The 25993-nt window shown below is 56.3% G+C and carries 18 protein-coding genes and 6 pseudogenes; 6 read left to right on the forward strand and 18 right to left on the reverse strand.

Annotated elements, in window-relative coordinates; all coding sequences use genetic code 11:
• The 4 pseudogenes from NJU76_RS20910 to NJU76_RS20925 all read right to left on the reverse strand — a co-directional run.
• Window positions 1-423 (reverse strand): annotated as a pseudogene (locus NJU76_RS20910) (IS630 family transposase); the annotation flags it as partial.
• 87 nt (window positions 424-510) lie between these two features.
• A pseudogene (locus tag NJU76_RS20915) lies at window positions 511-1330 on the reverse strand (IS5 family transposase).
• A 71-nt stretch (window positions 1331-1401) separates the two neighbouring features.
• A pseudogene (locus NJU76_RS20920) lies at window positions 1402-2091 on the reverse strand (IS630 family transposase); the annotation flags it as partial.
• Between the two features lie 46 nt (window positions 2092-2137).
• Window positions 2138-2614 (reverse strand): annotated as a pseudogene (locus tag NJU76_RS20925) (IS630 family transposase); the annotation flags it as partial.
• 114 nt (window positions 2615-2728) lie between these two features.
• On the opposite strand from NJU76_RS20925, the gene NJU76_RS20930 reads away from it, so the two are divergent.
• A complete protein-coding gene (locus NJU76_RS20930; protein WP_254533740.1) occupies window positions 2729-3901 on the forward strand; it encodes an ISH3 family transposase in 1173 nt (390 codons plus the stop codon).
• A gap of 555 nt (window positions 3902-4456) precedes the next feature.
• Window positions 4457-5752, forward strand: a complete 1296-nt coding sequence (locus NJU76_RS20935; protein WP_254533741.1) for an APC family permease — start codon at window positions 4457-4459, stop codon at window positions 5750-5752.
• A 359-nt stretch (window positions 5753-6111) separates the two neighbouring features.
• On the opposite strand, the gene NJU76_RS20940 is transcribed toward NJU76_RS20935, so the two are convergent.
• From NJU76_RS20940 to NJU76_RS20950, 3 genes are all read right to left on the reverse strand, one after another.
• Window positions 6112-7227: a lipid II:glycine glycyltransferase FemX gene (locus NJU76_RS20940; protein ID WP_340681262.1), complete on the reverse strand. Its 1116-nt coding sequence runs from the start codon at window positions 7225-7227 to the stop codon at window positions 6112-6114.
• 281 nt (window positions 7228-7508) lie between these two features.
• The gene (locus NJU76_RS20945) at window positions 7509-7763 is read right to left on the reverse strand and encodes a hypothetical protein (RefSeq protein ID WP_254533743.1); all 255 of its coding nucleotides are present in this window, start codon (window positions 7761-7763) and stop codon (window positions 7509-7511) included.
• Between the two features lie 228 nt (window positions 7764-7991).
• Window positions 7992-9455 (reverse strand): HPP family protein, encoded by a 1464-nt coding sequence (locus NJU76_RS20950; RefSeq protein ID WP_254533744.1) that lies wholly within the window; start codon window positions 9453-9455, stop codon window positions 7992-7994.
• 111 nt (window positions 9456-9566) lie between these two features.
• On the opposite strand from NJU76_RS20950, the gene NJU76_RS20955 reads away from it, so the two are divergent.
• Window positions 9567-11981 (forward strand): amino acid permease, encoded by a 2415-nt coding sequence (locus tag NJU76_RS20955; protein ID WP_254533745.1) that lies wholly within the window; start codon window positions 9567-9569, stop codon window positions 11979-11981.
• 138 nt (window positions 11982-12119) lie between these two features.
• Here the strand turns inward: NJU76_RS20955 and NJU76_RS20960 are convergent, their stop codons facing one another.
• The gene (locus NJU76_RS20960) at window positions 12120-13484 is read right to left on the reverse strand and encodes an APC family permease (RefSeq protein WP_254533746.1); all 1365 of its coding nucleotides are present in this window, start codon (window positions 13482-13484) and stop codon (window positions 12120-12122) included.
• Window positions 13485-13909: 425 nt separating this feature from the next.
• Window positions 13910-14803, reverse strand: coding sequence for a DUF106 domain-containing protein (locus NJU76_RS20965; RefSeq protein ID WP_254533747.1), 894 nt, complete (start codon window positions 14801-14803; stop codon window positions 13910-13912).
• Between the two features lie 127 nt (window positions 14804-14930).
• Between NJU76_RS20965 and NJU76_RS20970 the strand changes: the two genes are divergently transcribed.
• Both NJU76_RS20970 and NJU76_RS20975 read left to right on the forward strand, forming a co-directional pair.
• The gene (locus tag NJU76_RS20970) at window positions 14931-15761 is read left to right on the forward strand and encodes an IS5 family transposase (RefSeq protein ID WP_254532285.1); all 831 of its coding nucleotides are present in this window, start codon (window positions 14931-14933) and stop codon (window positions 15759-15761) included.
• Window positions 15762-16032: 271 nt separating this feature from the next.
• A complete protein-coding gene (locus tag NJU76_RS20975; protein WP_254533748.1) occupies window positions 16033-16257 on the forward strand; it encodes a DUF7860 family protein in 225 nt (74 codons plus the stop codon).
• Window positions 16258-16476: 219 nt separating this feature from the next.
• Here the strand turns inward: NJU76_RS20975 and NJU76_RS20980 are convergent, their stop codons facing one another.
• The 3 genes from NJU76_RS20980 to rdfA all read right to left on the reverse strand — a co-directional run bounded on the left by NJU76_RS20980 (window position 16477) and on the right by rdfA (window position 19385).
• Window positions 16477-16695: a hypothetical protein gene (locus tag NJU76_RS20980; RefSeq protein ID WP_254533749.1), complete on the reverse strand. Its 219-nt coding sequence runs from the start codon at window positions 16693-16695 to the stop codon at window positions 16477-16479.
• A gap of 144 nt (window positions 16696-16839) precedes the next feature.
• Window positions 16840-18630 carry an archaea-specific SMC-related protein gene (locus tag NJU76_RS20985; RefSeq protein ID WP_254533750.1) on the reverse strand — a complete coding sequence of 597 codons (1791 nt, stop codon included), beginning with the start codon at window positions 18628-18630 and terminating at the stop codon, window positions 16840-16842.
• A 2-nt stretch (window positions 18631-18632) separates the two neighbouring features.
• Window positions 18633-19385: a rod-determining factor RdfA gene (gene rdfA, locus NJU76_RS20990; RefSeq protein ID WP_254533751.1), complete on the reverse strand. Its 753-nt coding sequence runs from the start codon at window positions 19383-19385 to the stop codon at window positions 18633-18635.
• 308 nt (window positions 19386-19693) lie between these two features.
• On the opposite strand from rdfA, the pseudogene NJU76_RS20995 reads away from it, so the two are divergent.
• Window positions 19694-20686: pseudogene (locus tag NJU76_RS20995) on the forward strand (IS630 family transposase).
• A gap of 132 nt (window positions 20687-20818) precedes the next feature.
• Here the strand turns inward: NJU76_RS20995 and NJU76_RS21000 are convergent.
• The 6 genes and pseudogenes from NJU76_RS21000 to NJU76_RS21025 form a co-directional block, all read right to left on the reverse strand.
• Window positions 20819-21541, reverse strand: a complete 723-nt coding sequence (locus tag NJU76_RS21000; protein WP_254533752.1) for a 2-oxo acid dehydrogenase subunit E2 — start codon at window positions 21539-21541, stop codon at window positions 20819-20821.
• 106 nt (window positions 21542-21647) lie between these two features.
• Window positions 21648-21908 (reverse strand): lipoyl domain-containing protein, encoded by a 261-nt coding sequence (locus NJU76_RS21005; protein ID WP_254533753.1) that lies wholly within the window; start codon window positions 21906-21908, stop codon window positions 21648-21650.
• The gene (locus NJU76_RS21010) at window positions 21905-22924 is read right to left on the reverse strand and encodes an alpha-ketoacid dehydrogenase subunit beta (protein ID WP_254533754.1); all 1020 of its coding nucleotides are present in this window, start codon (window positions 22922-22924) and stop codon (window positions 21905-21907) included. The genes NJU76_RS21005 and NJU76_RS21010 overlap by 4 nt, the downstream gene beginning before the upstream one ends.
• Window positions 22924-23943 (reverse strand): thiamine pyrophosphate-dependent dehydrogenase E1 component subunit alpha, encoded by a 1020-nt coding sequence (locus NJU76_RS21015; protein ID WP_254533918.1) that lies wholly within the window; start codon window positions 23941-23943, stop codon window positions 22924-22926. The genes NJU76_RS21010 and NJU76_RS21015 overlap by 1 nt, the downstream gene beginning before the upstream one ends.
• Before the next feature lie 212 nt (window positions 23944-24155).
• Window positions 24156-24387, reverse strand: a pseudogene (locus tag NJU76_RS21020) (ISH6 family transposase); the annotation flags it as partial.
• Between the two features lie 183 nt (window positions 24388-24570).
• The gene (locus NJU76_RS21025; protein WP_340681263.1) at window positions 24571-25884 is read right to left on the reverse strand and encodes a YncE family protein; all 1314 of its coding nucleotides are present in this window, start codon (window positions 25882-25884) and stop codon (window positions 24571-24573) included.
• Between the last annotated feature and the right edge of the window lie 109 nt (window positions 25885-25993).

The following is a 25993-nucleotide window of genomic DNA, read 5'->3' on the forward strand; positions in this document are numbered from 1 at the left end:
TCAAGATAACTTTTGCAAATATGGACTGAGGAATTGATCGATCCAGGACTTGGCAAATCCGAGTCGATCGGTAAGGGTGTCGAAGAGACGGCGAGCGAGAGTTCGGAACGCGCTCTCGCTCGCCACCACGATTGGCGAGGCAGTGCGTTTGAGTACTTTCCAGACCTGTTCAATCGGGTTGAGGTGCGGTGAGCCGACCGGAAGAAAGACGAGATCAATACCGAGTTGATGTGCGCGCTTGCGCGTGTGTTCACAGATGTGAGACGAGAAGTTATCCAAGACGAGCAGAATCCGTGTTCCCGGATTCTGCTCGCGGACTTGCTCCAATAGCGCACAGATGTTCTCTTTCGATTGATCTTCAGGGAACGTCAGGACACTTTCGCCGGTGAGCGTATAGCATCCGACCGCTGGTTCGTCAAGTTTTGCTTCGTAGGATCGCTAGACGAAGCTTGATTTCGGCGTTTTCACTAATGCCACCGCCGGTCGAAAACCGATACACTGCGGTTGATTCTACGGATATCTAACTGTTCGACGAAGATTGTAGACGGCACATTTGAGCACCATCTCGCGGAATTCGAGGTGCCAGCTTCGCGCACGCACGGCGGAGCCGAGCGTGCGCTTGATCGACGAAAAGACAGTCTCAACCATCCAGCGGCGATTGTACCAGCAGCTGCTCATCCGGGCGTTGTGTGCCCGGTCGAGCGAGGAGTAGATCCGGTGTTTGATCAACGGTCGGATGCGATCAAGATGAAGATCGTCTCGGAATGGCTTTCCATCGTAAGCACGGTCAGCGGCCAATGACCGCAGGTCCTCGGCGTTTCGCCGAGCGACCTGCGGACCAATCTTCGCATCATTTTTTCGTGGTCGTACAGTGAACATCGTAGACGTACAGCGTTTTCACGTCCACGAGGGCAGTGACTTTGAGCGAGCGAACGCGGTAGTGTTTTCGCGTCGCGTAGTACCGCGAGGGCTGGTCGCGGTCGAAACCAGTCGAGTCGATCGCGGCATGGCCAGTGCGTTTCTCGGCTGATTCGCCGAGAAACGCACGATAGGTCTCCATCGAGATAGTCTCAAACCAGTCACGCAGGACGGTAAAATGCGGAAGCCGCGTGAGGCCGATTTCGTCGAGAATGCCGGGCATTTCGCTCAACAGATCGATTGTCTGGCGGTAGGATTTCCCGAGTTCGATCCGCAGTGCTTGCAACGTGAGCATCGCCCATTCGGCGAACCCGCCACCCCCTACGGGGTCGGCGGGTTCGTCCGGATTCTCGACAACGTTTTTAGCTTTCGCAACGATTTCTCGGGTGAGGAGACGGAATTCGGATACCAAAGTAATCCGTCTCTTCGCTTTCTACGAAGATAACGAGATTGAGGCGACGCCGTCTAGCGATCCTACAGAGCATCAAGTTTCACCAGCGGTCGTTCCAGTGTCGGATCATCAACGTACCACAGTCGATGCGAATTGTCGTATGGTTGTGGATGCGAAGCATCACAAAAACCGACGACAGTTCCCCCATCCGTGCAAATATCGTCGTCGAGGACCCATCCTTCGTCCTCATCATCAGGACGCTTGTTATGTGCCGTCTCTGTCTCCTCGTCGAACGCGTCTGCGACGCGTTCTTCGAGGATTTCATCTGCGTTTTCTGGCCGAGAGGGGCGCTTTGGACGTGGTTTAGCGTAGGACAGTCCGAGATTCCGGAGGAATCGACCGAGATAATCCGGATGGTACTCTACACCGAACTCTTCGTCCAAGAGCTGATGAACTTCCTGTGCTTTCCAGGGTTGCCCCTCCCGGAGAAGTTCTAAAAGACGCTTTTGTTCCTCGTCACCGAGCTTCGGGGGCCTTCCGCCCCCGAAGTTCGGTGTCAACTGACCAAGTCCGCCATCGTTCCATCGACGCGCCCAGCGACTTCCAGTCGACGCAGATTTGCCAACGTCGTCGGCTGCTTCCTCGTACGTTGCTCCCTTGTAGAGACGTTTGACAAAGGTGAGTCGCTTGATGATCTTTGGATCGTCTGCTTCGTCCAGCAGCCGATCCAACTCCTGCTCACTTAGATGACGAACAAGATCGCCTCGCCGGTCTCCTCCCATCACTCGCCCGTCTCAGTCTATGCCCATAACTTCCGTCACTCATTACGACGCGCTCTTCGAGGATCTCGTCTGGATTCTCTGGCTGGTGCGGACGCTTTGGCCGTGGTTTTGCGTAGGAGAGCCCGAGATTCCGAAGAAAGGTACCGAGATAATTTGGACTGTACTGGACACCGAATTCTTCCTGGAGGAGGTGCTGAATCTCCTGTGATTTCCAGGGCTGATCTTCACGGAGCATCCCAACCAGCTCTTCTTGTTAGTCTTCGTCGAGTTTCGGGGGTCTGCCGCCCCCGAAACTCGGCATAAGCTCTTCGAAGCCACCATCATTCCAATCTTCCGTCCAGCGGGTCCCGGTGGCTGGAGATCGGCCTTCTCGATCGGCAGCCTCTGGAATTGTATCGCCTTGATAGAGATTCTTGACAAAACCAATTCGTCGAATATGGTGCTTGTCTTCGGCTTCTCGCAGTAACTCATCAATCTCTTCCTCTGGCAGGTGACGCTTAATCTCTGTTCGGCGTGATCCCATTACCTAAGTATCAAAATCCAATTGCAAAAGTATTCATACTCGGTACTTCCCGACTGGTGTGAGAGCTGAAGCTAAAGCGTGGGTCTGATGAGGAAGATGTCTGGTTGAGTGAATGTGTTCAAAACCCCTCAGCCAGACGGTGTTCTTTCGGACTCGGACGTGAAAGATTTAGCGGAAGACGTCATCTGCCAGCTCCCTTTGCCAGGGATCGAGGGCTCGCCCCTCGATCCCGGCGATATCTGGGCTGTCGTGGTTCTTGCAGCAGTGAACCAGACATCCATCTGGGAGACGTGCAAGGACAACGACAACGCTGCCTGTGACGATACTGTCATGGACTGGCTACATACGCTCAACCGAGAGTGGCTTGAGCGGGTTGCTAACCGCCTTCTCAAGGAGTTGGCGATGACGATCCTCGACCCTGATCGGTCGAGGATCGTCTCCATTGACTTCGTCGATAACCCCTACCACGGAACGTACGCCGATGAAGAAGGTGAACTCTGCCGCATGCACGCAAAAGACGGAACAACGACGTGCCACCGGTACTGCACGGCGTATCTCGTCTCGAACGGAAAGCCAGTGACATTGGCGATGACGTACGTCCGTAGTGATGAGAAAGAGGCCGATGCGGTCGAGCGCGTCCTCGACCGCGTCGAAGCCTATCCCTTCGAGATAGAGTTGCTCTTGGCAGATCGTGGCTTCTACAACGAACGTATTCTGCGCCGCTCACGGGAGATTGCTGCGACTGTCGTTCCCGTCCAAAAGAAGGGCAAGCGCATGAGGAAGAAGCTGGATACGCACTGCTCGTACATGACGACCTATCGGATGTACAAAGGCCGCGAGCGGGAACTGGAATTCCCGCTCGCGGTCGCTGTGTCGTATCACGCCGGAGATCGCGGGAAAAGCGGCGAGGTCGTTCGAGGCTATGTGGCGTGCGATCTGGCCGATCGCACGCCGAAACAAGTCGAACGACTCTATCGGAAACGGTCAGCGATCGAAACGAGCTACCGTGTATTTCGCCAAGCACGAGTGGTAACGACGACACAAGACCCAATTATCCGCTTCGCGTTCGTCCTGGTTGGATTTCTGTTGGAGAACCTCTGGCTTGTGCTTCGATGGGCGGTCGTCGCCCGCCCCCGGCGGGGCGGGCGCGACCTGCCCGAGGAATTCACGTTTAAAACCTTCTCTGACTGGATCAGGCATGCATTAGAGGAAGAGCTAGAGCGGACTTGGGAGGTCGAGATGAACGGCGTCGGTGTGCCAGAAGCATACGCGCTGGCCGCGGGCTGACGCCAGCCCGCGGCCTTGGGCAAGCTCCTAGTGAGCAACAGCATTCGCCTAGAACAGCGTATCTCAGCCTTCTTACTTCACTTCTCCTCATCCGTGGATTCTATTTCCTATTCACTCAGTTACCACACCGGCATTCACTCCGCTCGTCCATGACTCAGCACAGTTCACGAAGCGAGTCTGGGAAGTACCGATACTCATTATTCGTAGTCTCGGTCGCCATGAGATTCGCTACTACCGCCCGAAGTATAACCCTCCTGTTAGTTCCTCTCGGAAAGAGAGCTGCCCTTCGCTGCCGGTATCTGGTTTGACGGTGTAGACTCTCCCTGACGCGATCACCGTGTCACCCCCCATCGATTCAACAATTGACCTGAATGTTCTGGACGTGTTCGTCGGGATACTCTGCCGTCGCCATTGCTCGGAGTAGCGGCCTGAACACGTGGTGTGGGGGAGTCGCCGTCTGAGCCACCCACCTCCTCGTGATTCTGCGCCTTCCAGAGCATTTACGCCTCGAGCGAACAAATGATTCTATGCGGTAATCGAAATCCCACATCTAGTATGTCGGAACAACTTGGTCTCCGAGAGGTCGTCGCCATGGGGGTCGGCGGGCTCATCGGTGGTGGCATCTTCGCGGTACTCGGAGTCGCTGCCGAAATCGCCGGTAATGCCGCGTTCCTTGCGTACCTGATTGCTGGAGGAGTCGCAATGGCGTCGGGATACTCGTATGCACGGCTCACGGCCCACCTCGACGAAGAGGGTGGTTCATTCACCTTCGTCGAACACTATACTAGCAACGAGAACGTCGCAGGGCTGGTCGGATGGACGTTGATTGTGGGCTACGTTGGAACCATGGCGATGTACGCCTTCGCGTTCGGATCTTTCGCGGCGGATCTTCTCGTGGGTACATCCGGCACGTGGCTGCGAGGAGCACTATCGATTGGTATCATCGTCATGTTCACCGGAATCAATCTCATGGGCGTACGTGAGAGCGGCGAGTCCCAGGACATCCTCGTCTATGTTAAGGTAACTATCCTCTTCGCGTTCGGACTCGTCGGCCTCTGGACTATCTTTGTCGGCCACCGCGCCCAGCCGTTTGTCGGTGGCATCTTCTCCAAAGGTTTGCTTGCACCGATCGTGGGCATCGGTGCCATCTTCGTCTCCTTCGAGGGGTTCCAGTTACTCTCCTACGAATACACCGACATTGAAGGCGGCATCGACACCATGGAGGGGGGAATCTACCTCTCGATCGCCATCTCGACGGTGATCTACGTCCTCGTCGCGTTCGTGACGACGACAGTATTATCCCCCAAGCAGATACTCCAATCCAAGGAGACTGTCCTCGCTGTTGCGGCGAGCATGCTCTTTGCCGATCCGCTGATCCAACGGGCAGCGTTCGTTCTCGTCGCTGTCGCTGCGCTGTTTTCGACCACGTCGGCGATCAACGCGACGCTGTTTGGCACAGCACGACTTGCACACAAGGTGGCGAAAGAGGGCGCGCTGCCACAGCTGTTCTCGTTTCAGAACAAGAATGGGGTACCCACGTGGAGTTTGATCATCATCGCCGGCCTTACAGCCGTCTTCACGGCGCTCGGAACACTTGAGGAAATCACGTCGTTCGCGTCTATTGCATTCGCCCTGGTCTTCGGGACAGTTAATTACATCTGCTTTCGAGATTCTGACATCGACCGATCCCCGTTGATTCCCGGTATCGGACTTGTCGGGACCGTCGCGTTCCTCCCGCTGATCCTCTGGCATTACCTCCGAACACAGCCGACGATGTTCTACTACGTCGGCGGAATCTTCCTCGCACTCGTTATTTTGGAGTTAGCCTACTCGGAACGGCGTCGACTCTAATCGCCGTTTCGGTTTGTGATACGCAACCGGTACCCCGATCAGGCATACGCTGTCCCACCTGCGCTCTTCAGGGGTCCTACCGCTGAATCCTCAGACGTAGTGATCCCTCGATTCTCGTCAGCCGACTAAACCACGTCACTCCCCCTCGAACGAGTACGCCGCGCAGTCCGTCAATGCCGTACGTGAGCGGGTTGAATACGTCACGTACCGAATCACAGACTGGAAGTTCGTCATCGGATACAATGCACGGAAGAGGAGCGGGAAGAGGGCGAAATTGAAGACGAGGTTGAACGCGTGGAAATCGTTGATACAAGAGGCGAAGATCAAACCGACGCTGATGAAGGTTGCTCCGATTAGGATCATGACGTGTAATATGGCCAGTACAGCCTCCGACCAGTTTTCACCAGTGGCCAGAGAGGGCTACATCCTCGCTCCCAGACGAGGACCGGTTCAGCTCGACCGCCGAAAGCTTCCTTGAAGCGGAAGACGCCGTCCTCAAAGTTCGTGTTCGTGCTCCCGAAGTCATACGTCTCGTAGCCGTGCTCAATCCCCCACCGAAATACGCGGTCATAAAGAAGTTCAGACGCATGATCGTCGAAATACTCCTCGGGAACCGCTGCAAAAAAGCCGTGTATCGAGTCGTGTTCCTCGTCGAGTAATTCGAGCATCCCCCCAGCGTACTCGGAGTCGATCCGAATCGTTAACAGAAGCAATTGTTCATCCATCGCTTGCAATTGTTCGAAGAACGAAACGGGGTAGGTCACCCCATCGACGCGACTCATGACGCGCTGGTAGGTCCGGTGAAACCGCTGTAGTTTTTTCGGCGTGATCTCCTCCTCAACTATTTCGTAGTCGACATCCTTACCACGTTCGATTCCTCGCCGCCGAGTCCGGCTCATATCTGCGAGGATTTCGTCGTATCCTTTCGTGAGATTGAGGAGGAATCGACATTCCCGTCGATGCGACTTATAGCCAAGTGACTGGAAAATGTCGTTGTACCGCAGGTAACTCATGTCGAGTCCGCGGATCTGGTGGACGATTGTCCGTCCCTGACACAGATCCGGAATGGCCCTTAGTACGCGATCGAGTGATTCGTTCGTGTCTGTCGGAAGTAATGGCCCGCCGAAACCAGGGTAGAGTGACGAGAGACGGTTGAGTGGTGTCTTTTCGATTTCCACGACAAAATTTGGCATCACACCGATCATATTCCCGTCTTTGACGACGACTAAGTGCTTCGGCGTATAGTCTAGACCAGTCTCGACCGCATTGAGCCACTCGTACCGATGGAATACACTGCCTCGGCTTGAACGGTGGACGATCGCATTCCACTGTTCTTTTTCTATGGACTGTATTGTATCGGTGACAGTCAGTTCGATATTCGTCTTTCTATCCGAGGTGGATTGGTTTTTGAAATTCGAGAGTAGCCAACGGAGTCTGGAAGTCCTACAGCTAGTGTTGCCGGTATTTTCAGCCATCGATTGACTCAAACACGGATGTCATTTTAGTAGTACTGTTCGTATTCATGCTCTGATTCCAGTGCCGGCAGTTGATCCACTTTGTTACGGAAATGATCGGCCGATACGATGCTAAACGTAACGAAATTCGATTTGGTAGTTGTTGCCGCCTCAACCCGAATGCACAACGATTTTCGCCCCTTATCCACAGACAATTTACGGCGCCGGTTGATGCCATAGAGAACTCACCGATGCTCCTGACGTTTGCTAAAATAGTTCGATCAAACAAATTATGGAAAATTTCAGGTGCTTTTTTCTCTGTTCACTTGTTCCGATTCTTTGCTTGACGATCCAGTACCTGGGGATGCAGTCTTGGTCGGTACTTCGGTTTCGGTTGCGAGATAAGCTAATCCGCCAACACACAGTAGTATAAACACACTACCTAGAGCTGCCAGTGTTCCGATACCGTTCTGGTAGAATATTCCAAATACGACAATCACTGCGCCGAGAACCATGCTAAGGAGTAACGAACTGTACAGTAAGGTTTCGCTTGTCATGTTATAGCATACGTCCGAGGGCGTAATAAATGTTCACAATGGGTGGATAGGCTCGAATCGAGTAAAATCACACCTCTATGATAGCGATGGCGGAGTCTGCCGTGCAAGTAAATCAATAGAAGTGAGGTCGACAGGCCAAAGTGATTCGATGAAAAGCACCGCGTTCTCACCCCTCGTCTATCGTTGTATTCAAACGTACGGTGAAACAGCGTCACTCGTCAACATAGACTATCCGCGATGAACGATGGCTAGATCGCACTCCAATTCGTAGACACGCTCGTAGGTTGGCGACAAGATGAAACGGGATGGACCACTTCGATCGGTACTCGCGCCAACGATGGCGATGTCGTAGTGAGAGGCGTTGCGTGTGAGGAACTCCTCGACGGATCCGTGTTCGATCCGCGTCTCGACCGGGACCGAAAGGGATTCGACGACGTTCTCGAGAAGTATCTCAGTTGCCCGTCGCTCACCGTGCTTCGAGATACACGAACAGGCGCTGATGGTCCCCCCATCCGAAACGAGGCGCTGTGCAAAGTCCAACATCGTATTGGCTAGCTGGCCAGACGAGCGAACCATCACGAGGAGGTGCTGCCATTCGGTACGGCCGCTTGAAGGGCGAAACACGACGGTATCGATGGTCCCTGAGAGCAGCGTCCGGACGAACTGAGCAGGCACGCCCTCGTCCGTTTCGTAGGGTGCACAGATCAAGTCGCAGTTCTCTGTCCCGGCCGTCTGTAAAATCGTCTTTCCTGCCGGGCCCGTATCGACTGCTACGACGTATTCACAGGGAACATCCACCTCGCTCGTGATCCGTTCCGAAAGACGGTCGAGGCGCTGGAGCGCTCGGTCAGTGATCTGCTCCTCTGCTTTACTGGTAATATCGTGAGTTTGCCCCTCAACACCGTCACTCTCGGTCGGGGACACCGTAGATCCTATTCGGTCCGCTGTCTCCTGAATCGCATCCTCACTTACCGTCTGCATGAGAACGACCTTTCCCATTTCGTGAGCCGCGGCGAGTCGCGCGGCGAACAACGCCAGTGATACAGTGTCATCACCGCGAACTGGAACGAGTACCTTGTCGTCACCGCTCGTTGACTGGAACAGGTACCGTGAACGCTCACGGTAGAAGTGCCGTCGCCAGACAACGAAGATGCTCGCGACGAGGATACTTGAGACGACGATACCCACCACGTACGTGAGCTTCTCCGATCCGGTTACCAGAATCAGCAGCGCCGTCGAAAAGGCCGTCGGCTCCTCGAATTCTAGCATCCAGGTCAAAAGACCGGTGAGTAAGATCCCCAGCGCTGCCGCACCGGCGTGCACCCGAAACTGCTCCGGCGGTACAATGTAAAGGAAACGAGCCGTCAGTTCGAGAGCAAACCACCCACAGAGCGCGCCTGTCGTCATTCCACCAACGAACTTCCGTGGTGTGGAGTATCTCCCGTCAGGATCTGCAAAAAGCGTGTACGTACCAGATGCGAGCGGGGGATAGACAAAAAACGAGATGATCGGGGAAGCGTTCGAGAGCCAGGTGATCGATCCAATAAGAACGGGGATGACGAAGAGCGCGGAGAAGTGGAGGAGATTTTCGGTATCTTCGAGCCACCGCCGCAACGATTTCAATTCCCGTCGTTTAAGACGTCGCGCGTGGCGGCGGATCGAGTAGTATCGACCTCGCAGTGACTCGAGCATGAGTGAATGTATCGGGTACAACGGGAAGAAAATGTGGTGGTATACTGTTGCCCTGAAACTCCCGATCAGTAACCGAAACATTAGTTGGGCTCTTTCCTCAAGTCCTAGGTGATGACGGACGGTACAGCGGACTCAGAGCCGACAGTAGCGCCTGAGTCCGACAGCGACGTCGAGACGGAGCTATCGCGCGACATGAGCCTCTTCGACATCACCTTCATCGGCGTCGGGGCGATGATCGGTGCCGGCGTATTCGCCCTGACGGGCTTCGCTGCCGGCCTGGCCGGACCGGCACTTACGCTGGCGTTTCTTCTGAACGGCTTCGTGGCCATATTTACGGCCGTCTCGTATGCGGAGCTGGGGGCCGCCTTTCCCGAAGCCGGTGGGGGGTACCTTTGGGTAAAGGAAGCGCTCGTCGACCCGAACGGGTTCTTCGCTGGCTGGATGAGCTGGTTTGCCCACGCCGTCGCCTGTTCACTGTACGCTGTCACGTTTGGCGTCTTCGTAACCGAATTCGTCGTCTATTCGGGCCTCCTTTCAGAGGGGTTCGTCCTGTTTGGAGTCTTCGATCGACTTCTGCTTGAGAAGCTACTCGCCGTCGTCGTGGTGAGCCTGTTCGCCTACATCAACTACCGCGGTGCCGAGGAGACCGGCAAAGCGGGCGTCGTCGTGACGGGCATCAAGGTAATCATTCTGACCGTCTTCGTTGGGTTCGGTATCCTCGCGACGATCAATACGCCGAACTGGCCGGCGAAGTTCGTCGCCCACCCTGAATTCGCCCCAAACGGCGTTATCGGCGTCATCGGTGCGATGGGATTCACCTATATCGCGTTCGAAGGATACGAAATCATCGTTCAATCCGGCGAGGAAGTTGTCGACCCCGGAGAGAACGTTCCGAAAGCCGTCTTCTATTCGTTGATGATCGTCGTACCGATCTACATACTCGTCTCGTTCGCCGCGCTCGGCGGCATCAGCGTCGGTCCCGAACTGGCAGCGCATGCGAACGTCGCCAGTGACGCTCCGACCTGGCGCCTGCTCGGAAACCTCGGTGAACTCGGTATCATAGAAGCCGCCGGTCAATTCGTTCCGTACGGCGTCCCGCTGTTGCTCGTCGCCGGTCTGACGGCGACGATGAGCGCGTTGAACGCGACCGTCTATTCCTCTTCTCGTGTCTCATTCGCGATGGGGCGGGATAGGGCTCTTCCCGCGGTATTCGACCGTATCCATCCCGAGAAGCGGACGCCACATTGGGCGATTTTCCTCTCGACGTTACTCATCGTGTTGATGGCCATCGCACTGCCCATAGAGGCGGTCGCCGCCTCGGCAGACATTATGTTCATTCTCCTCTTCGTCCAAGTCAACTGGACGGTCATCAAGATGCGCAAGACCCATCCGGATCTTCCGCGCACGTTCGAGGTACCCTACATGCCGTGGCCGCCACTGATCGGTATCCTCCTTCAGCTCCTGCTCACGCCGTTCCTCCTCTCCGCGCTCGGTTTGGAACTCGGTCTTGGCCCGGATTCACACGGGTTTATCGCACTTATCACTACCATCATTTGGATGGTGTTGGGCATCGGTGTCTACTACGGCTACTCAGAGCGGAAAGAAATCGAAAAACTCGAGGAAGAGACGCCGACCGTGGCCACGGAGCAGGCACCGGCAACGCAGCGTCGTGCGCGGGATCAGCGGCTTCTCGTCCCGATCTCAAATCCCGATAGCGTCGATCAATTGATGAAAACCGCGCTCGATCTTGCAGCGGAGCGGAACGCAGAGATCGAGGTGGTGAGCGTCGTGGAAGTCCCTCGACAGACACCACTGTCCGAAGGACGAGAATTCGACGCACCCGAACGTGACGTCATCGAACGGGCGATGACCTACGCAACAGAAACCGAACACGATATTCCCGTAAGCGGCACGGTCCGAATCGGTCACGACGTGGGGAAGGCGATCCTAAATACGGTTTCGCAGGACGAGATCGACCTGGTGTTAATGGGTTGGCGTGGTCGGAGTCACCGGACCGACTACGTCCTCGGGAGCAATGTCGACCAGGTTGTGACCCAGGCGCGGTGTGACGTCCTCGTAAAGCGAATGAGCCCCACAGACGACATCGATTCGATTCTCGTGCCGACTGCAGGCGGCCCCCACGCCCAGTTCGCCGCCGAAGTCGCACGGGCGATCGCCCATTCGACGGACGCGACCGTCGAAGTGATTTACGTCACCGCGCCCGGGGAGGCCGGGGCTGATGAGGCGGAGCGAATCCTCAAGCGAACCGCAGCCGTACTCGAGGATGTTGATGTTACAACCGAGACCATTGAGGGTGACGACGTCTCGAATACGATCGTGGAACGAGCCGAGAACCACGACGTAACGATCGTCGGGTCGTCTCGAGAAGGACTGTTACAACAACTCGTGTTCGGATCCGTTCCCGAAGAGGTCGGACAACGCGTGAATGGAGCGGTAATCATGGCAAAGCGATACATCGGGATCAAATCACGGGTAACGCGCTGGTTTCGAAACCAGCGAAACTGAGTTTCAAATGTCACAGCCTTTGCCGGCCGGAGCAGTACTGTCCCGTTCAACTGGCTAACTACTGTCATGGCCTAACCTAGTCGTCCGATATTACAGAGTCGACCGAGAACTGACAATCCCTGCTCAAGCGCAGTTCTTTCAGTCCGCAGATTCCTCGACACCGGGCGTAATGTACGGAATTTCTTCTTCGATAATACGTCGTTCGAAGTAGAGGAGTTCGACGAGGAAGACAGCGGCAGCGATCAATATAACCGCGAAAAAGGTCCCTCGTTGTTCGACATAGAGGTGATACAACATCAGGAAGAAGAAACCGATTGAACCAGCGGCACCGACGACAGGCGGCGTCGCGTTGATCTGATCCGCGTTGCGCCGAGTGAACGCGAGGACGCTCATCGCCCCGAAGACAACGATGAAGGACAACGACGCGAACGACGTGATCGCTTCCAGACTTCCGTAGGCGGTAAAAGCCATAGTGACGAGTCCAAGGAGGAGGAGTGTTCGCGTCGGGACGCCGCTCGCGCTTGTGTCCCCAACTCGGTCGGGAAGGAGGTCGTCCGAGAGCATTCCCTTGGCGAAGTATCCGGCTGAAAAGAGGGTCGCGTTGATTGCACTGCCTGTCGAGAACAGCGCAGACAGAGAAAGGACGATTCCACCGGCGGTAGCGTAGCCGATAACGCCGGCAATCGTCCGTGCAGCCTCGGTAAGGGCGGTGTGCGGATGCGATTGCAACGCCTCCGGAGCCAGGTTATACGTCGCGACCGCCACGATGACGTAGATAAACACAGCACTCGGAATTGCGATGTAGATCGCTTTCGGAATTTGGTCGAGAGGATTGTCCAAGCTCTCCTGATCATAGAACAGCAACTGCCAGCCCTGAAACGCGACGAACGAGACGGCACCCGCCATGATTGGACTGAATGTCGTGATCTCGGATATCCCCAGGTTCACAGGACCCGGTGATGCAAACAGCACGTAGACGATGCCGCCAACGCCGAAGGTGAGCAAGACGAGTACTTTCGCACCGACGAGGACATTTTCGGCCGACCCCGTGGCACGCGCTCCGAGCAGATTGAGACCGACGAATCCGGCGACGGCGAGCACGGAAATAACCGGTCGAAGCGCCAGACCGGCCATCGAATCAGGGACGAGGGGGAGAGCGACTGCGAACTCGCCGAAAGCGAATGCGTACATCGCCATCGAGCCGATGTACCCGACAAGGAGCGTCCATCCGACTATACCGGCGAAATCAGAGTTCCCGGTAAACGACTGGACGAACGTCACCGATCCGCCGCCACTCCCGTCCTCCGCGGTAACGAGTTCGTTCAACCCAACATAGGAATACCCGGCGCAGATGGCTACGATTCCCGCCAAAATAAAGGCAAGCCACGTCGCTGCGCCCGTGATCTGAGTCACAACACCCAACACGGCGTAGATGCCGCCGCCGATCATGCCACCGAGGGCGATCGAGACAGCCTCGGTGAGTCCGAAGTTTCCTTCGCTCATGGATCGTCGACATTACAAGTTCGAGCCGGGTATGTCTGTTCCCATTGGTGGGATTTCCGCATCGCCTCCTTCAACTCCAAAGAGTGGTTTAATCGTGACAGATCACGAACAAAACGTCTTCCCACGGTAGAAAGATCTCGTTTCAGTATGATGGCTACAGGAATGTTATTACTCATCTTCGTCCGGCTACTAACCCCCAGAAAACTATTCCATCTGAAACCGATCGGGTTCCAACGCTAGATCAGTTCGCTTATCCTGATATCAGTAGCTCTAATAGACGGAATACCAGAGACGCAACGTGTGACAAATAATCATTCGGGCAACGCGAATCAATCTCCCCTGATATGGACCTGACTCGATCCATCAGTTCCCCAAATCATCGTGCTAACAGCACCAAAGCCGAGATAACAACCCCTTAGTTATTGTTACGTCGGGATCGGAAGTCGATTAGCGAATAATTTTCTGATTATCTGGCGGGACGCCATTGAGCACAGGAAGTACCAAAAGATCCAGGCCGGCATAAAACCGAATACGGCTTCTTGCCACCTGACAGGGCCAGCGATGGGAAAAATCATACCTATTTCTCCCGCGGCGAGGTGTCCACCCCGAATTTTCCAGCGCAGCCAGAGAAAGACCGGTATCGTCAGGAGCATCGTCCAGACCATGGGCCGGAACTGAAGCTTGAACATCCCCACGTTGTCACCCGCGGCCTCCATCTGCTCTTGCCGAATTCGTTTGAGCACCTCGTCATCACCCCGCTCTTTGGCAGCCGTGCGCCGCTCACTTAAGTCACGCATTCGCTCTCGATACGCCTCCATCTTCTCGTAGTCCATGAGCCACGACTGTAACACAGTCGAATAGAGACCTGTTACGACCGCCAGCAAAATCACGACAGCATAAAAAGGCACGATATCCGTAAGAGGGGCCAGAAAGATGTTGTCGAGGGACGCGACGACATCCCGAATCTCCGAGTTCCAGTATCCCATGAAAAGAACAAGCGTAACCAACCCGGCGACTTTGTCGTACCACTTCCACGACTCGGGTTCAATCTCATCGAACTTCCCACTGGCGGTTATCTCCGTTTCACCCTTCTTGAGCGCACGGCGAACCCTCTCGGAGTCCGCGAGGACGAATCCACTGCTCCCGCTGACGAGAACGTCCTGGCTAAGTAATTTGCCCCACTGACTACTTGATACTGTATCGCTGACGTCTTCCCATCGAATCTCCTCGTTTCCCTCGTCCGTCCGCTCAAATATTACGCCAAGAGCCTCTCTGGTCACATCGCTATCGAGAAGTATTTCTAATTGCTCTGCTGGCATCGCCTTGTATCCAGTTTCTCACCGAGGGGTATCAACTTTTCTGGTTCATCGGCTGTGTTGAATCACTAGACGGCGGCGGAACAAGTCAGTAAATCAAAGGAGTTGAAGCGGGAGGCTGCGAGTGTTCATGACGCAAATCTCCCGCTTCATTGGGGAAGTTGTGCCGATTGCTCAAAACGTTACTGGCGATGGAGACGAATCCGCCGCCCCGGAAGGTGGCGGCGGATTCGCCGACTATGCCCTCGTTTCACTCCACTGTCTGCGGATTTACCTCGATACGTCCTACCGGATGACGATTGACCTGCTCAAGGAGATGCCACAAATAACCGGAGAGATCGGCCTCAGCGCGGCCGATCTCCCCTGTCCATCCACGTTGTGTAAAGCGTTCGATCGGATCAGTATGAGCGTCTGTCGAGTGCTACTGCGCCAGTCGGCGCAGCTGCACGATCCCTCGAAACACGGCGCTATTGACGCCACATTCTACGAGCGATCAGCCGCGAGCCGTCATTACTGTCAGCGAATAAGCTACCGCGTCCAGAAGCTCAAAGTGACGAAACTCGTCGATACGGAGTCTCAAGCCGTCCTCGACGTACACTGCTCGACAAACCGGGAAGGAAGTGACGCAGACCTCGCCGAGCAGATCGCCCGCCGAAACGCGGGCGATCTGCGGTCTCTGGCCGCCGATAAGGGCTACGACAAGCAATCGCTCCGCGAAGCACTCCGTGAACTCGGCATCAGACCGCTGATCAAGCATCGTATCTTCGCTCCGTACGACCACGCGCACAACGCCAGAATCGACGAACAACGCTACAATCAGCGCTCTATGACGGAAACCGTGAACTCGGCTGTCAAGCGCTCGCTCGGCTTCGCCGTGCGAGCGCGTTCTTGGTTCCGTGAGTTCCGCGAAATCGCCCTGATGTGTGTCGTCTACAACATCAAGCGTGCCGTGAAACAGTGAATTCCGATTCCGTATGGCGATTCAACACGGCCGGTTCATCGGATTGCATCCCGATCCATCCAATGAGTTGCGATGGCGGGCGGTCGGCGTCATCTAATAACAACCCCTTAGTTATTGTCACAAGTACACTCGTTCGACTTCAGTGACGTCGTCGGCCATGTTGGTTATGCAGAAACGAACGTTGATATCGGCGGCAACCCGTTCTCGGAACAATGGTAGTTTGGTGACACGGGTCGTAACGAATATTATCTCAGACGTCGTGCCTTGTCGCATGGGTCACAATATGGGTCTCGACTATGCAACGTACGCGAAACGTGGCTTCCTACTCGGCCTCGCTCTCTTTCTCTTCGGCGCACTTGGAGCAATAGTTGCATCGAGGATAGGGCCGTTCCCGGGTTGGGAAAGAACGCTTCTCTCCGATTCGATGATCCTCGGTTTTTCGCTTGGCTTCATCTCTGTCTTCGGATTCGGAATCGTCCTCCCGCTCACCGACTGATCGCCCGATAGGCCCCGGTACTCTGGCAATAGATGCCATATTCAAACCGGCGAAATTCTGCACAAATACCTCGATGAGCGTGATATGATTTCATATGATGCCCACCTTCGAACCAGTGATGCTGGGCATGCATATCGTTTTGTCACCCCCCCCTATGCTGTAGACGCTATCGTAGGTGACTATTCCAGCTATTCGTTCGGAACCACGTGGGGGTATTTCCTAAATGTCGATGTCGACGACTTCTTCAGTTCTACAGTCCGGGCAGGTCAGCCGGTATTGAATGTGTCCTGTCTTGGGATTCGTCTCGACGTGAGTGTCCCACTCGTCGTGGAGCACGGACGCCTCGAACTCGCATCCACTGCAAGACAATTGCTTATGCTCGAGGCTCTTGATGAAGGCGTTGACGCCTTTTTCGTGCTCGTCAGTAAAGCGGCTCATCAAGTGACAATCTTGTCGCCACTTACTAAACTGTGTCGGGGAATCGACTCGCACATATGCAGTCAGATACCGATGATGCGCCTGCTAACTTCGAGGGCGGACAATCCCAAATCAGGGGCGAAAGACATTGCTAACGTCACAATTTCAGGACGAGGCCTGTACGTCAGAACTGTGCGAGACGACCTGCCAGTCGGTCGGAGATAGCTCATGGGCATCGAAGCTCGCGTGTTCCGGGTAAGCGGTGAGAACGAGATACGACGTTCGATCCGCGAGGTATTCGACTAACACTTCAAGGTTGTCACTTGCGAGACCGCCGAGTCCGTCGAGAAGCATTACCGGAACAATGTCTCCGACTTCAAATGCTTCATGCCCGGCGAGCGCTGCGACGATACCGAGAAGTTCCCGCTCGCCCTCACTGAGAGCGTTCAAATCTGCTTCCCGACCCTCTCGTGCGACTATAAGATCGAAATTAGCGGTGAGCCGGGCGGTTTCGAACCCGGTCTCGAATCGACTGAGGAGATCCTCCAAAGCCGCCGAAAAGGCCTCTCTGGTGCGGTCTTTTACCATTTTCTTCCGGTTTCGAAGGCCAGTTATCTCTTCCGTTATCGACTCGTATTCGTCTGCGAGCACGTTACGCTGTTCGGCATGCCGTTTCGTCGTTTCAAGTTCGTCGCGAGCGTCGGCGAGCTCCGCCTCGGTGTACTTGATATCGCTCTCCACGTCTGTGATCCGATCTCTCGTTTCGTCGACGGCTGCGCCGAGGGTTTCGATGCGTGCATCTAGGTCGGCGCGTTTCGTCTCCGCAGCTTCGAGCGATGTCTCGGTCTCGCTCACGCGGGCTTCCAGGTCTGCGATTTCGGATTCGAGGTCCGACCGACGGCGTCGAGCCTGTTTTGCCTCGTCGCGTTTCGCCTCGAGTTCTTCGACGTCGGTTCTGTACGCTTGAGCTTGCTTCCGAAGTCCCGAGATCGACTGATCAAGCGCATCGAGTTGCGACTCGATTGAATCGCGTGTCGTCTCTTGGCCACATATCCAGCACGACATAGCATCCGCCATCATCTCGTGGGAGATATCGGTCAGAAGTTCGACTCGTCCCTCGTCGACGATTCGCTTGTTCGCCTCGAATACGGACTGGAGGAGTTCCCTGTCACGTTCGATGTCCCGAAGGTCGTCGTGTATTGCCGCAAGTTCGTCTTCGACATCTTCGATAGCCGGAACTGACAGCGACTCGAGTTCCTTTTGCTGATTCGAGAGTCGTTCGTTGAGACGTTCCAGTGTATTTTCGAGTCGCTCGACCTTCGTCGAAACCCTGTTTCGTTCCGCTTGAAGATCGCTCAGCTCTTCTCTCGAAACATTGTCCGCCGTCGTATCGTCGGCATCCAGCGACGCTCGTTTGCATTGCAGTTCTTCGAGATCGGATTCGAGACCGGTGACTCGTTCTTGAAGCGTTGGAAGGCGATCCGCTGCCGTTTTCGCTCGCTCGAGTTCGCTTTCTACTTGGTCACGCTCGGCGCGAAGATCCGCGATCCGCTCCTCAATGTTTTCGAAATCAAGCGGTCTCGTCAGTAGTTCTTCCAGGTCCGTGTTCGTACGTACTGCACCCCGTATTTCGTTATCCTCATCGAGGAATGAAAAAAGGTCCGCACACTCTCGTTCATAGTCGCCCGTCAAGTAGGGCTTTCCTGACTGCGTTACCGATCCGTTCGTTCGGTGAAGATCGACGGCGAACTCGCTTTCGTCTGTATCGAGTACGACTCGACCTCGGTCCTGACCCTCAGTGAGAGGTTTATCAGTTCCGAATACTGTCTTGATTCCTGAGAGGAAGCTCGATTTACCCTGCCAATTACTCGCCCGAACAGCGTTCACGCCGGGATCAATTCGAGCTTCGCCGCTCCGTATTCCAGCGATGTTCTCGAGTGAGAGATGCCATGTCATATCTAGAATCCAACCACTGTTAGAGCGTCGAGAAGATAAAGATCTTCGAAGACGAGCGTTGGCATCGCTTCAACAAGCGAGAACGGAAGTGCGATAGTCGAGAGCTGGTTGCTAATGCGGTCGGTCACGTTCTCATTCGATTGCGTTTCGAAGTGCGCCTCGCACACGTATCCGCGTTCGACCGCGTCTTCGAAGGGGACGCGGACAGAACACTCGGGGCAACTTAGTTTCACCTGTACGTCAACGGTAGCTCGTTCCGCCTCTGGGAGTTTGCCCTTAGAAGTAAGGGAAGAGAGCGCTGACTGAGCCTTTTCAGCCGTCCGGTCTTTCGCCATATCAACTGAATTACGCTCCCATTCGGTCTTGGCTGACGAAATCCCCTTCTCCGCTTCAAGACAACCTTTCAGGTGATGGCGCATCGTGCTCCAGGAAATGAAATTATCCGTAATCTCGTCAATATTCAGATCGTCAGTTGATAGATCCGCTGCCAGTTCGTCGCGCTCGACAGCATCACCACCGACAATGAGTTCATATTCTCGATCTAGATGTGCCGCCATCGTATCACGACCGTTTTTTTCGTACACTCGATTGAGAACTTGCTTATTAAAGTACCTCGTGAGGGGCTTGTATCCCTCAGACTCGCGGCCGTCTACACCAGTCCACCGTTGCACAAGATACTCATCAAGAGAATTGTACTCAACGCTTGGCACGGTGAGTTCATAACGGTCCATGAGACGGTCAACCTTGCAGCCCATTGTTCGTTCGTACGGGAAGAGGCCCCACAAAGTATTAAACGTGTTTACCGACACCCCAGTAGCGTCATATATATCCTAATAACTAAGTTCTAAATGTTGATATTCCATGAAAGCGTATTTTCGGTACTTCCTGAGCGTTGCTTCGTGAGCTATGCTGAGTCACGGATGACCGGAGTGAATGCTGGTGTGATAGCTTAGTAAAGGAGAAATAGAGTCCACAGATGGAGAGAACTGAACCGAGAAAGCTGAGATACGCCATTCTATAGTAACCGTTAGAACTTTCTACTCAGAGTTGATTTCTGAGGGTAGTGGATCATCTTGACGAAATCTCTGTCGAGGAATTGCAAGATGCTCTCGACAATGTGGAGGGAAAGAAGCCAACGCAACGGCTCTTAGTGGCAATAGCGTCCAAAAACGCGTCACGCAAACTGAACTCGCCGAGTGGTACGACGTTCAGCGACGCACGATCTATAGCTGGCTCAAGCGACTCGACACCGACGAGTCGCTTGAGCAGGCTGTAACTGATGCTCACCGATCTGGGAGAAAGCGAAAACCCTCAGACAAAGAGCAACAAGAATTCGAAGAAGCTGTCTACGACTCACCCAAAGAAGTTGGGGTTGACGCGCCGGCGTGGACGCCGGCGCTCGTCCAGCAGTATCTCGACGAGATCTACGATGTTGAGTACTCAATCCCGAGTTGCCGGCGGTTGCTCAAAGAGGCGGGATTGAGTTATCAAAAACCACGCCGCACAGCCGCTGAAGCTGAGTCTGACGAACAAGAAACGTTCCACGAAGAACTCAAAAAAAAGAGGCGGGAGATGGACGCCACAGGAGTCTGTATCGATCAAATCAAGAAATCCGTGCAAGTTGAGCCGCGTGGTTTCCGCGCGGCACGCGGCTGGCCGTCGAATTGTCCGGGTAACGCGACAGGACGTGTCTCTTGGACGAGATCACCGAGGACGGTGATCGCTTTTTTCTCGATTCGAAGAGTACGTGACCGCCGAACATGCGAAAAATTTCATTCTCGCATTATGAAAAGAATTCGAAGATAACTTGATCGTCGTGTTGGATGGAGCGCCGTATTTCCAGGCGTCGGCCGTCACGGACCTGGCGGCCCGTGACGACCTCGCCTTCGTCACGTTACCAGCGTATTCACCGGAACTCAATCCAGTCGAAGAGTGCTGGAGACAGCTGCAATCAGCTCTTGGCAACCGATTCTTCGACTCACTTTCTGAGCTAACAACAGCGATCGATACCGCTCTTGATCAATTCTCTATTCCCAAATTGAGCAACTATTTCTAACTCTACTATAGTAGGAGCCCCAGGTCGCATCCTACCAGTCATACGATCCGTCGCCGGAGCCGTCGTTCGAGCCGTCCTCGTTCCCTCCGGTATCCAATCCGTCCGCATTCGATTCGGCGATCTCGGTCGGCTTTAAGATTCGACCTCCCCGGTCAGGACGTCGGCCAACGTTTCGAGGAACCGTGCCGCATCGGCTCCATCGACGGCTCGGTGGTCGATGGAGAGGTCGAAGTTCAGATACCGATTGCTCTCGACGTCGCCGTCGACGAACGCAGGGCGTTCGCGGATGCGATTGACGCCCAGAATCCCCACCTCGGGTGGGTTGATAACGGGGGTGAACGAGTCACTCCCCAGGGGACCGAGATTCGACACGGTGAACGTACTCCCTTTGAGGTCGCTCATCGAGTATTCGCCCGCCTGGACTCGCTCCGTGAGTGCCCGCCGTTCGGCCGCAACGTCCCCGAAGGACTTCTCGCGGAGATCTTCGAGAACGGGCGTTACGAGCCCTCGATCGAGATCGATCGCTACCGCCACGTTGTGTTCCTCGTATATCATGTGTGTTTCGTCCTCGTAAGTGGCGTTGAATTCGGGATGGTCGTCGAGCGTCTTCGAGACGGCCACGAGGACCACATCGAGTATCGAAACGGGCGTCTCCAGGGCGTCTTGGGCACGTTCCGTCCTCGCGACGAGGGCCTCGGCGTCGATTTCACGGCTGACGGTAACGTGGACGGCCTCACTGTAACTCTCGTGGAGACGACTGGCAATGGATCTGCGCATCGGCGTGAGCGTGCGCTCCTCCTGCACTGTTCGAGGTACCGGATCGGTTCGTTCGGCGTCGGTCGTGTCGTCATTCATGAAATATCTGCTGTCGTATCAACGGTGCGTTCGTGTGTTCCGTTCGTGGAGCGGGTGGCGTGGGAGCGGGCTGGCGAGAGCGTCTCGTGCTGTGCTGACGCCGACCTCACTCCGGCTCTATGACCGCGAGCGTATCACCACGCTCGAACTCCGCGTCCTCCTCGAGGACGATCTCGACGAGTTCCCCACCAACTGGCGCAACGACGTCGGTACTCACCTTCTCAACTTGGATCTCACAGAGTGTGTCGCCTTCGTCGACGTGGGCACCTTCGCGGACGAACCAGTTGGTGACGACGCCAGCTTCAGACTCGTCGACGTCCTCGGGCCAGTACTCCTCGACCGTGATGGCGACGCGGTCCGAACTCATTCCTGTACGTTCTGAACCGCCGTCGTGATATCGTCGACACCGGGAAGCACTTCGTTCTCCAGGGGCCGGCTGTACGGGATCGGCACGTCGGGCAGCGCAACTCGTTTCACCGCGTCGAGATCGGCCAGCGCATCCTCGGCCGCTCTCGCAACGATCTCGCCCGTCACGCCGTACGAGCGGTAGTCCTCGTCGACGACGACCAATCGCCCGGTCTTCCGGACGGATTCGAGGATCGTCTCGGTGTCCAGCGGGGTGAGCGTCCGAAGGTCGATCACCTCCGCGTCGACGTCGTCCTCGGCCAGCTGTGCTGCTGCCTCCAGCGCCCGGTGGACGTGGAGACCCAGGGTCACGATGGTCGCGTCCGCCCCCTCGCGTTTGACGTCCGCCGACCCGAAGGGAATCGAGTACTCGTCCTCGGGGACGCCGGTCTTCGGCCCGTCGGGAGCGGGCATCCACCCCAGCCCCATCAGCCGCTTGTGGAACATGTAGACTACCGGGTCGTCGTCGCGAATGGCGGTGTGCATCAATCCCTTGGCGTCGTATGCTGTACTCGGGACGACCACCTTCATGCCCGGCAGATGGGCGAAGGTCCCGTACAGCGTCTGTGAGTGCTGGGCGGCGTCGTTGTAGGTGCCGCCGACCGCGGTCGTCAGCACCATCGGGACACTGACGGACCTACCGCTCATGTAGGTGTTTTTTGCCATGTTGTTGTAGATCTGGTCCATGGCGACGCCGAAAAAGTCGGCAAACATCAGCTCGACAATCGGGCGCATGCCGGCCTGGGCGGCACCGACGCCAGCGCCGATAAACGACGTCTCGCTGATCGGTACGTCCATGACCCGGTCGGAGCCGAACTCCTCGCGGAGACCGGTCGTGCTGTCGAAGATGCCCTCGTAGTCCGCGACATCTTCACCCATGTAGAAGACCTCCTCGTCCTCGCGCATCTCGTGGGCGATCGCTTCGACCATCGCCCGGCTCATCGTCAGTTCGCGGTCCGTCGTCTGGGACTGTGCCATCAGTCGTCACCCCCGTCGGCTCTGACATCCCCAGCTCGTTCCCGGTCAGTCGCGCCGTCCGGAGGGTTAGTGAACACGTCGTCGTAGGCCTCCTCGGGATCAGGTTCCGGTTGATCTTTCGCCCACTCGATGGCCGCCTCGACGTGCTCTTCGGCGTCCGATCGGAGCGCGTCGAGGTCCTCGTCACTGACGTCGTGGGCACGAAGGTCGGCCGCAAGACGCTCGATAGAGTCGCGGGCCTGATGGCGTTCGATATCCACCTCGGGTCGATACCCCTGCGCGTCACCCATGAAGTGCCCCATCCGCCTGTGCACCTGGACCTCGACCAGGGTCGGACCGTTCCCGTCACGAGCGCGACCGATGGCCTCCTCGGCCGCCTCGTAGACGTCGAGGGCGTCGTCGTGGTCGACGCGGATGCCGTGCATGTCGTAACCCGCCGCCCGCTTGGACCCGTCCTGGACGTCCGTGATCCGGTCTTTCGGCATACTGATCGCCCAGTCGTTGTCCTCGATCACGAACACGACCGGCAGATTCTGTACGCTGGCGAAGTTGAGCGACTCGAGGAACGCGCCCTGGTCGATTGCGCCTTCCCCCAGGAATGCGACCGCCACGCTGTCGGTGTTACGTTTCTTCGCCGCGAGAGCAGCTCCGACTGCAGGAGGACATCCCTGGGCGATGATGCCGCTACAGGCGAAGTTCACGTCGGGATCGAAGAGGTGCATGTGACCACCCTTCCCCTTCCCGAGACCGGTACGACGCCCGAAAATCTCCGCGGTCATGCGCTTCAGGTCGACGCCCTTCGCGATGGCGATGTGATGAGGTCGGTGTGGCGCAGTGACGGTATCGTCGTCCCGGAGGTGGATGCAGACGCCGGCCCCCGACGCCTCGTGGCCGGCAGCCAGGTGGAGTTCACCCGGAATCGGACCGGCCGAAATGTCGAAGGCCGGTTGTTTGCCCTCGAGATACTCTTCCTGGAGGCGTTCCTCATAGTACCGCGCGGTAACCATGTTTTCGTACATGGTCTGTTGTTCGTGAACACTTGGCATATCTATAGGACCAACAACCACGGCAAGCAGTAAAAATGTCCTGTTGTGGGTCCGATTTGCGGCGTTATAATCTCTGAGTGGTTTTCGTGAACGTAACGGGTGAATCGGACGCAGTCTTGCGATCAACACGAATTGAATTCGTGTTCTCATGCAGTTGTCACAGCCGCGAGTTCCGCGATATCGTGCGTGATAGCTGTTCGTGTGGTGATTCCGGCGTGCTGGGAACGGCGGGTGCCGTTTCCGCGCACGTTTCTCCACAGGACGCCTCGACGAGCGCTTTATCGTCGGTCCTGACGATTTGCTCGAGGATGGTGGCATCGAGCTGAATCTCGGTGAGCGATTCAGCGAGGGTGGCGCACGATACGTTTTGTCTTGGTCGAGACTACCCGTCAACGGCGCGTCGGTTGTGGCGTGCATGGGTCACTTGGGGGTAGGCACCAGAGGTGACCCTGTCTCCACAGAGGTCAGTTCCTACTCTAGACGAGTGACGAGTTTGAGACACGACCGAGAAATCAGTGGCTGAACTGCACGTGATCGCGGCCCGTGGCGGGTGTCGAGATCGAACCAGACCGTGCGAGTATCACGGCGACGGCATCGTTGTTATCCGCAATAGCAATTATCGTCAGGACAGACGGACGATTCCCGGTCCCCTACCTGAACGCCGAGTGTCGCGAGTGAACTCCGGAGTCGTTGACTGGCGGTCGTTTTGGGCCGAACCGTTCCGCCGACGGCACCCGTCGGAGCCGCTCCGGTATCGATGGTGGTGCGGAGTTCTCGCTGCACCGGATCGATGACGGCGACGTGGTTCGCCGTCTGAACCGGGACGTACAGTTTGTCACGCGCAGGCCCCCACGCTCCCGCGATCGCACTGCCGCCGATGTCGATTTCGCGGTCGACGGTCTGCGCTTCGAGATCGATCACCGTGACAGCGTCGATCGCTGGAGTGAAGAGGAATCCCGCATCGGTATTCGGTCCGATTTCGCTCGTAATCGGGAGTGCCGCTAACCCATCGTCACGGGTGATCCGCTCGAGTTCGACCGGCGACTCGGGATCGGAGACGTCCCAGATACTCTCGGAACCCTTGCGTGGGATAGCCGGATCGGAGCCGAGTTCACCCTCGCCGTTTTCGACCAGGAGGCGATCGCCGTCGAACGAAGCCGTACACATGAACGGAAGAACGTGACCGTCTCCCGCGGGTTCGCCGACATCGATCCTGGCTGCGATTTCGAACGGATCGACGCGAACGACGGACAGCGTCTCGTTTGCGATGTCCGCGACGAATCCGTACTCGCCGTCGGGGCTGAGGGTCATATCGCACGGCCCGCTGTAGCCGACCGCGATCTCTCCGGTGACCTCGCCGAACGTATCGCTCTCGCGGTCGGCGTCGATGCGGACGAGGAGGTGATCGTCGGAATCGACCGGATCGGGCTCGAGAGACGTCGTTCCGCCGGCAGCAACGAGCAAGTGAGTCCCGTCCGGGGTCAGATTGGGATAGTTCGGGCCGAATCCCGTTTCGATCGCTGCGACCTCCTCGAGCGTGTGCTGGTCGAGCGCCTTGACGCCGCCGGACACGTTGAGCCAGAGCGTCTCGTACTCCGACTCGACGTCCGTCCCGTACTGATTGGCCGGGAACGATGCGGTCGTTCCAATATGAACGGTCTCGATCAACTCGTCGGTCGTGGCGTTGATGATGCTCAGCGTCCGATCACCGTTGTTGAAGACGTACACCGTCGGCGCTCGCTGTCCGTCGTTGTTCGAGAGACACCCCGACAGAGTGGCGGTCGCTCCGATCGCGGCCGACGACTGTAGTACCCGCCGACGATCGATCCCGTTCCGGAAGGGATCCGTCGGGTTCGGATTCAGTCGGATCCGTCCAGCCTCATTTTTGGACCGCTTCTCACCGTGATGCACCACAGTCGTCGGTTCGTTGGGTGTGGGTAAATAACGAACTGTGACAGTGCATCGGTCGCACACGGCTTCACCTGACTAGCGAGAGTGCGATCCGTCCGACGGTCGTTCGCCA

The organism is Natrinema gelatinilyticum (assembly GCF_024266705.1).
GTDB lineage: Archaea > Halobacteriota > Halobacteria > Halobacteriales > Natrialbaceae > Natrinema > Natrinema gelatinilyticum.

Bases quoted from the DNA above. Each gene is read 5' to 3' on its own strand.
- NJU76_RS20965 (WP_254533747.1), bottom strand. From the start codon at position 14,803: ATGCCAGCAGAGCAATTAGAAATACTTCTCGATAGCGATGTGACCAGA.
- NJU76_RS21010 (WP_254533754.1), bottom strand. From the start codon at position 22,924: ATGGCACAGTCCCAGACGACGGACCGCGAACTGACGATGAGCCGGGCG.
- NJU76_RS20940 (WP_340681262.1), bottom strand. From the start codon at position 7,227: ATGGCTGAAAATACCGGCAACACTAGCTGTAGGACTTCCAGACTCCGT.
- NJU76_RS21005 (WP_254533753.1), bottom strand. From the start codon at position 21,908: ATGAGTTCGGACCGCGTCGCCATCACGGTCGAGGAGTACTGGCCCGAG.
- NJU76_RS20935 (WP_254533741.1), top strand. From the start codon at position 4,457: ATGTCGGAACAACTTGGTCTCCGAGAGGTCGTCGCCATGGGGGTCGGC.
- NJU76_RS21015 (WP_254533918.1), bottom strand. From the start codon at position 23,943: ATGTACGAAAACATGGTTACCGCGCGGTACTATGAGGAACGCCTCCAG.
- NJU76_RS20980 (WP_254533749.1), bottom strand. From the start codon at position 16,695: ATGAGCCGCTTTACTGACGAGCACGAAAAAGGCGTCAACGCCTTCATC.
- NJU76_RS20945 (WP_254533743.1), bottom strand. From the start codon at position 7,763: ATGACAAGCGAAACCTTACTGTACAGTTCGTTACTCCTTAGCATGGTT.
- NJU76_RS21000 (WP_254533752.1), bottom strand. From the start codon at position 21,541: ATGAATGACGACACGACCGACGCCGAACGAACCGATCCGGTACCTCGA.
- NJU76_RS20975 (WP_254533748.1), top strand. From the start codon at position 16,033: ATGGGTCACAATATGGGTCTCGACTATGCAACGTACGCGAAACGTGGC.
- NJU76_RS20970 (WP_254532285.1), top strand. From the start codon at position 14,931: ATGACGCAAATCTCCCGCTTCATTGGGGAAGTTGTGCCGATTGCTCAA.
- NJU76_RS20950 (WP_254533744.1), bottom strand. From the start codon at position 9,455: ATGCTCGAGTCACTGCGAGGTCGATACTACTCGATCCGCCGCCACGCG.
- NJU76_RS20955 (WP_254533745.1), top strand. From the start codon at position 9,567: ATGACGGACGGTACAGCGGACTCAGAGCCGACAGTAGCGCCTGAGTCC.
- NJU76_RS20985 (WP_254533750.1), bottom strand. From the start codon at position 18,630: ATGACATGGCATCTCTCACTCGAGAACATCGCTGGAATACGGAGCGGC.
- NJU76_RS20960 (WP_254533746.1), bottom strand. From the start codon at position 13,484: ATGAGCGAAGGAAACTTCGGACTCACCGAGGCTGTCTCGATCGCCCTC.
- rdfA (WP_254533751.1), bottom strand. From the start codon at position 19,385: ATGGGCTGCAAGGTTGACCGTCTCATGGACCGTTATGAACTCACCGTG.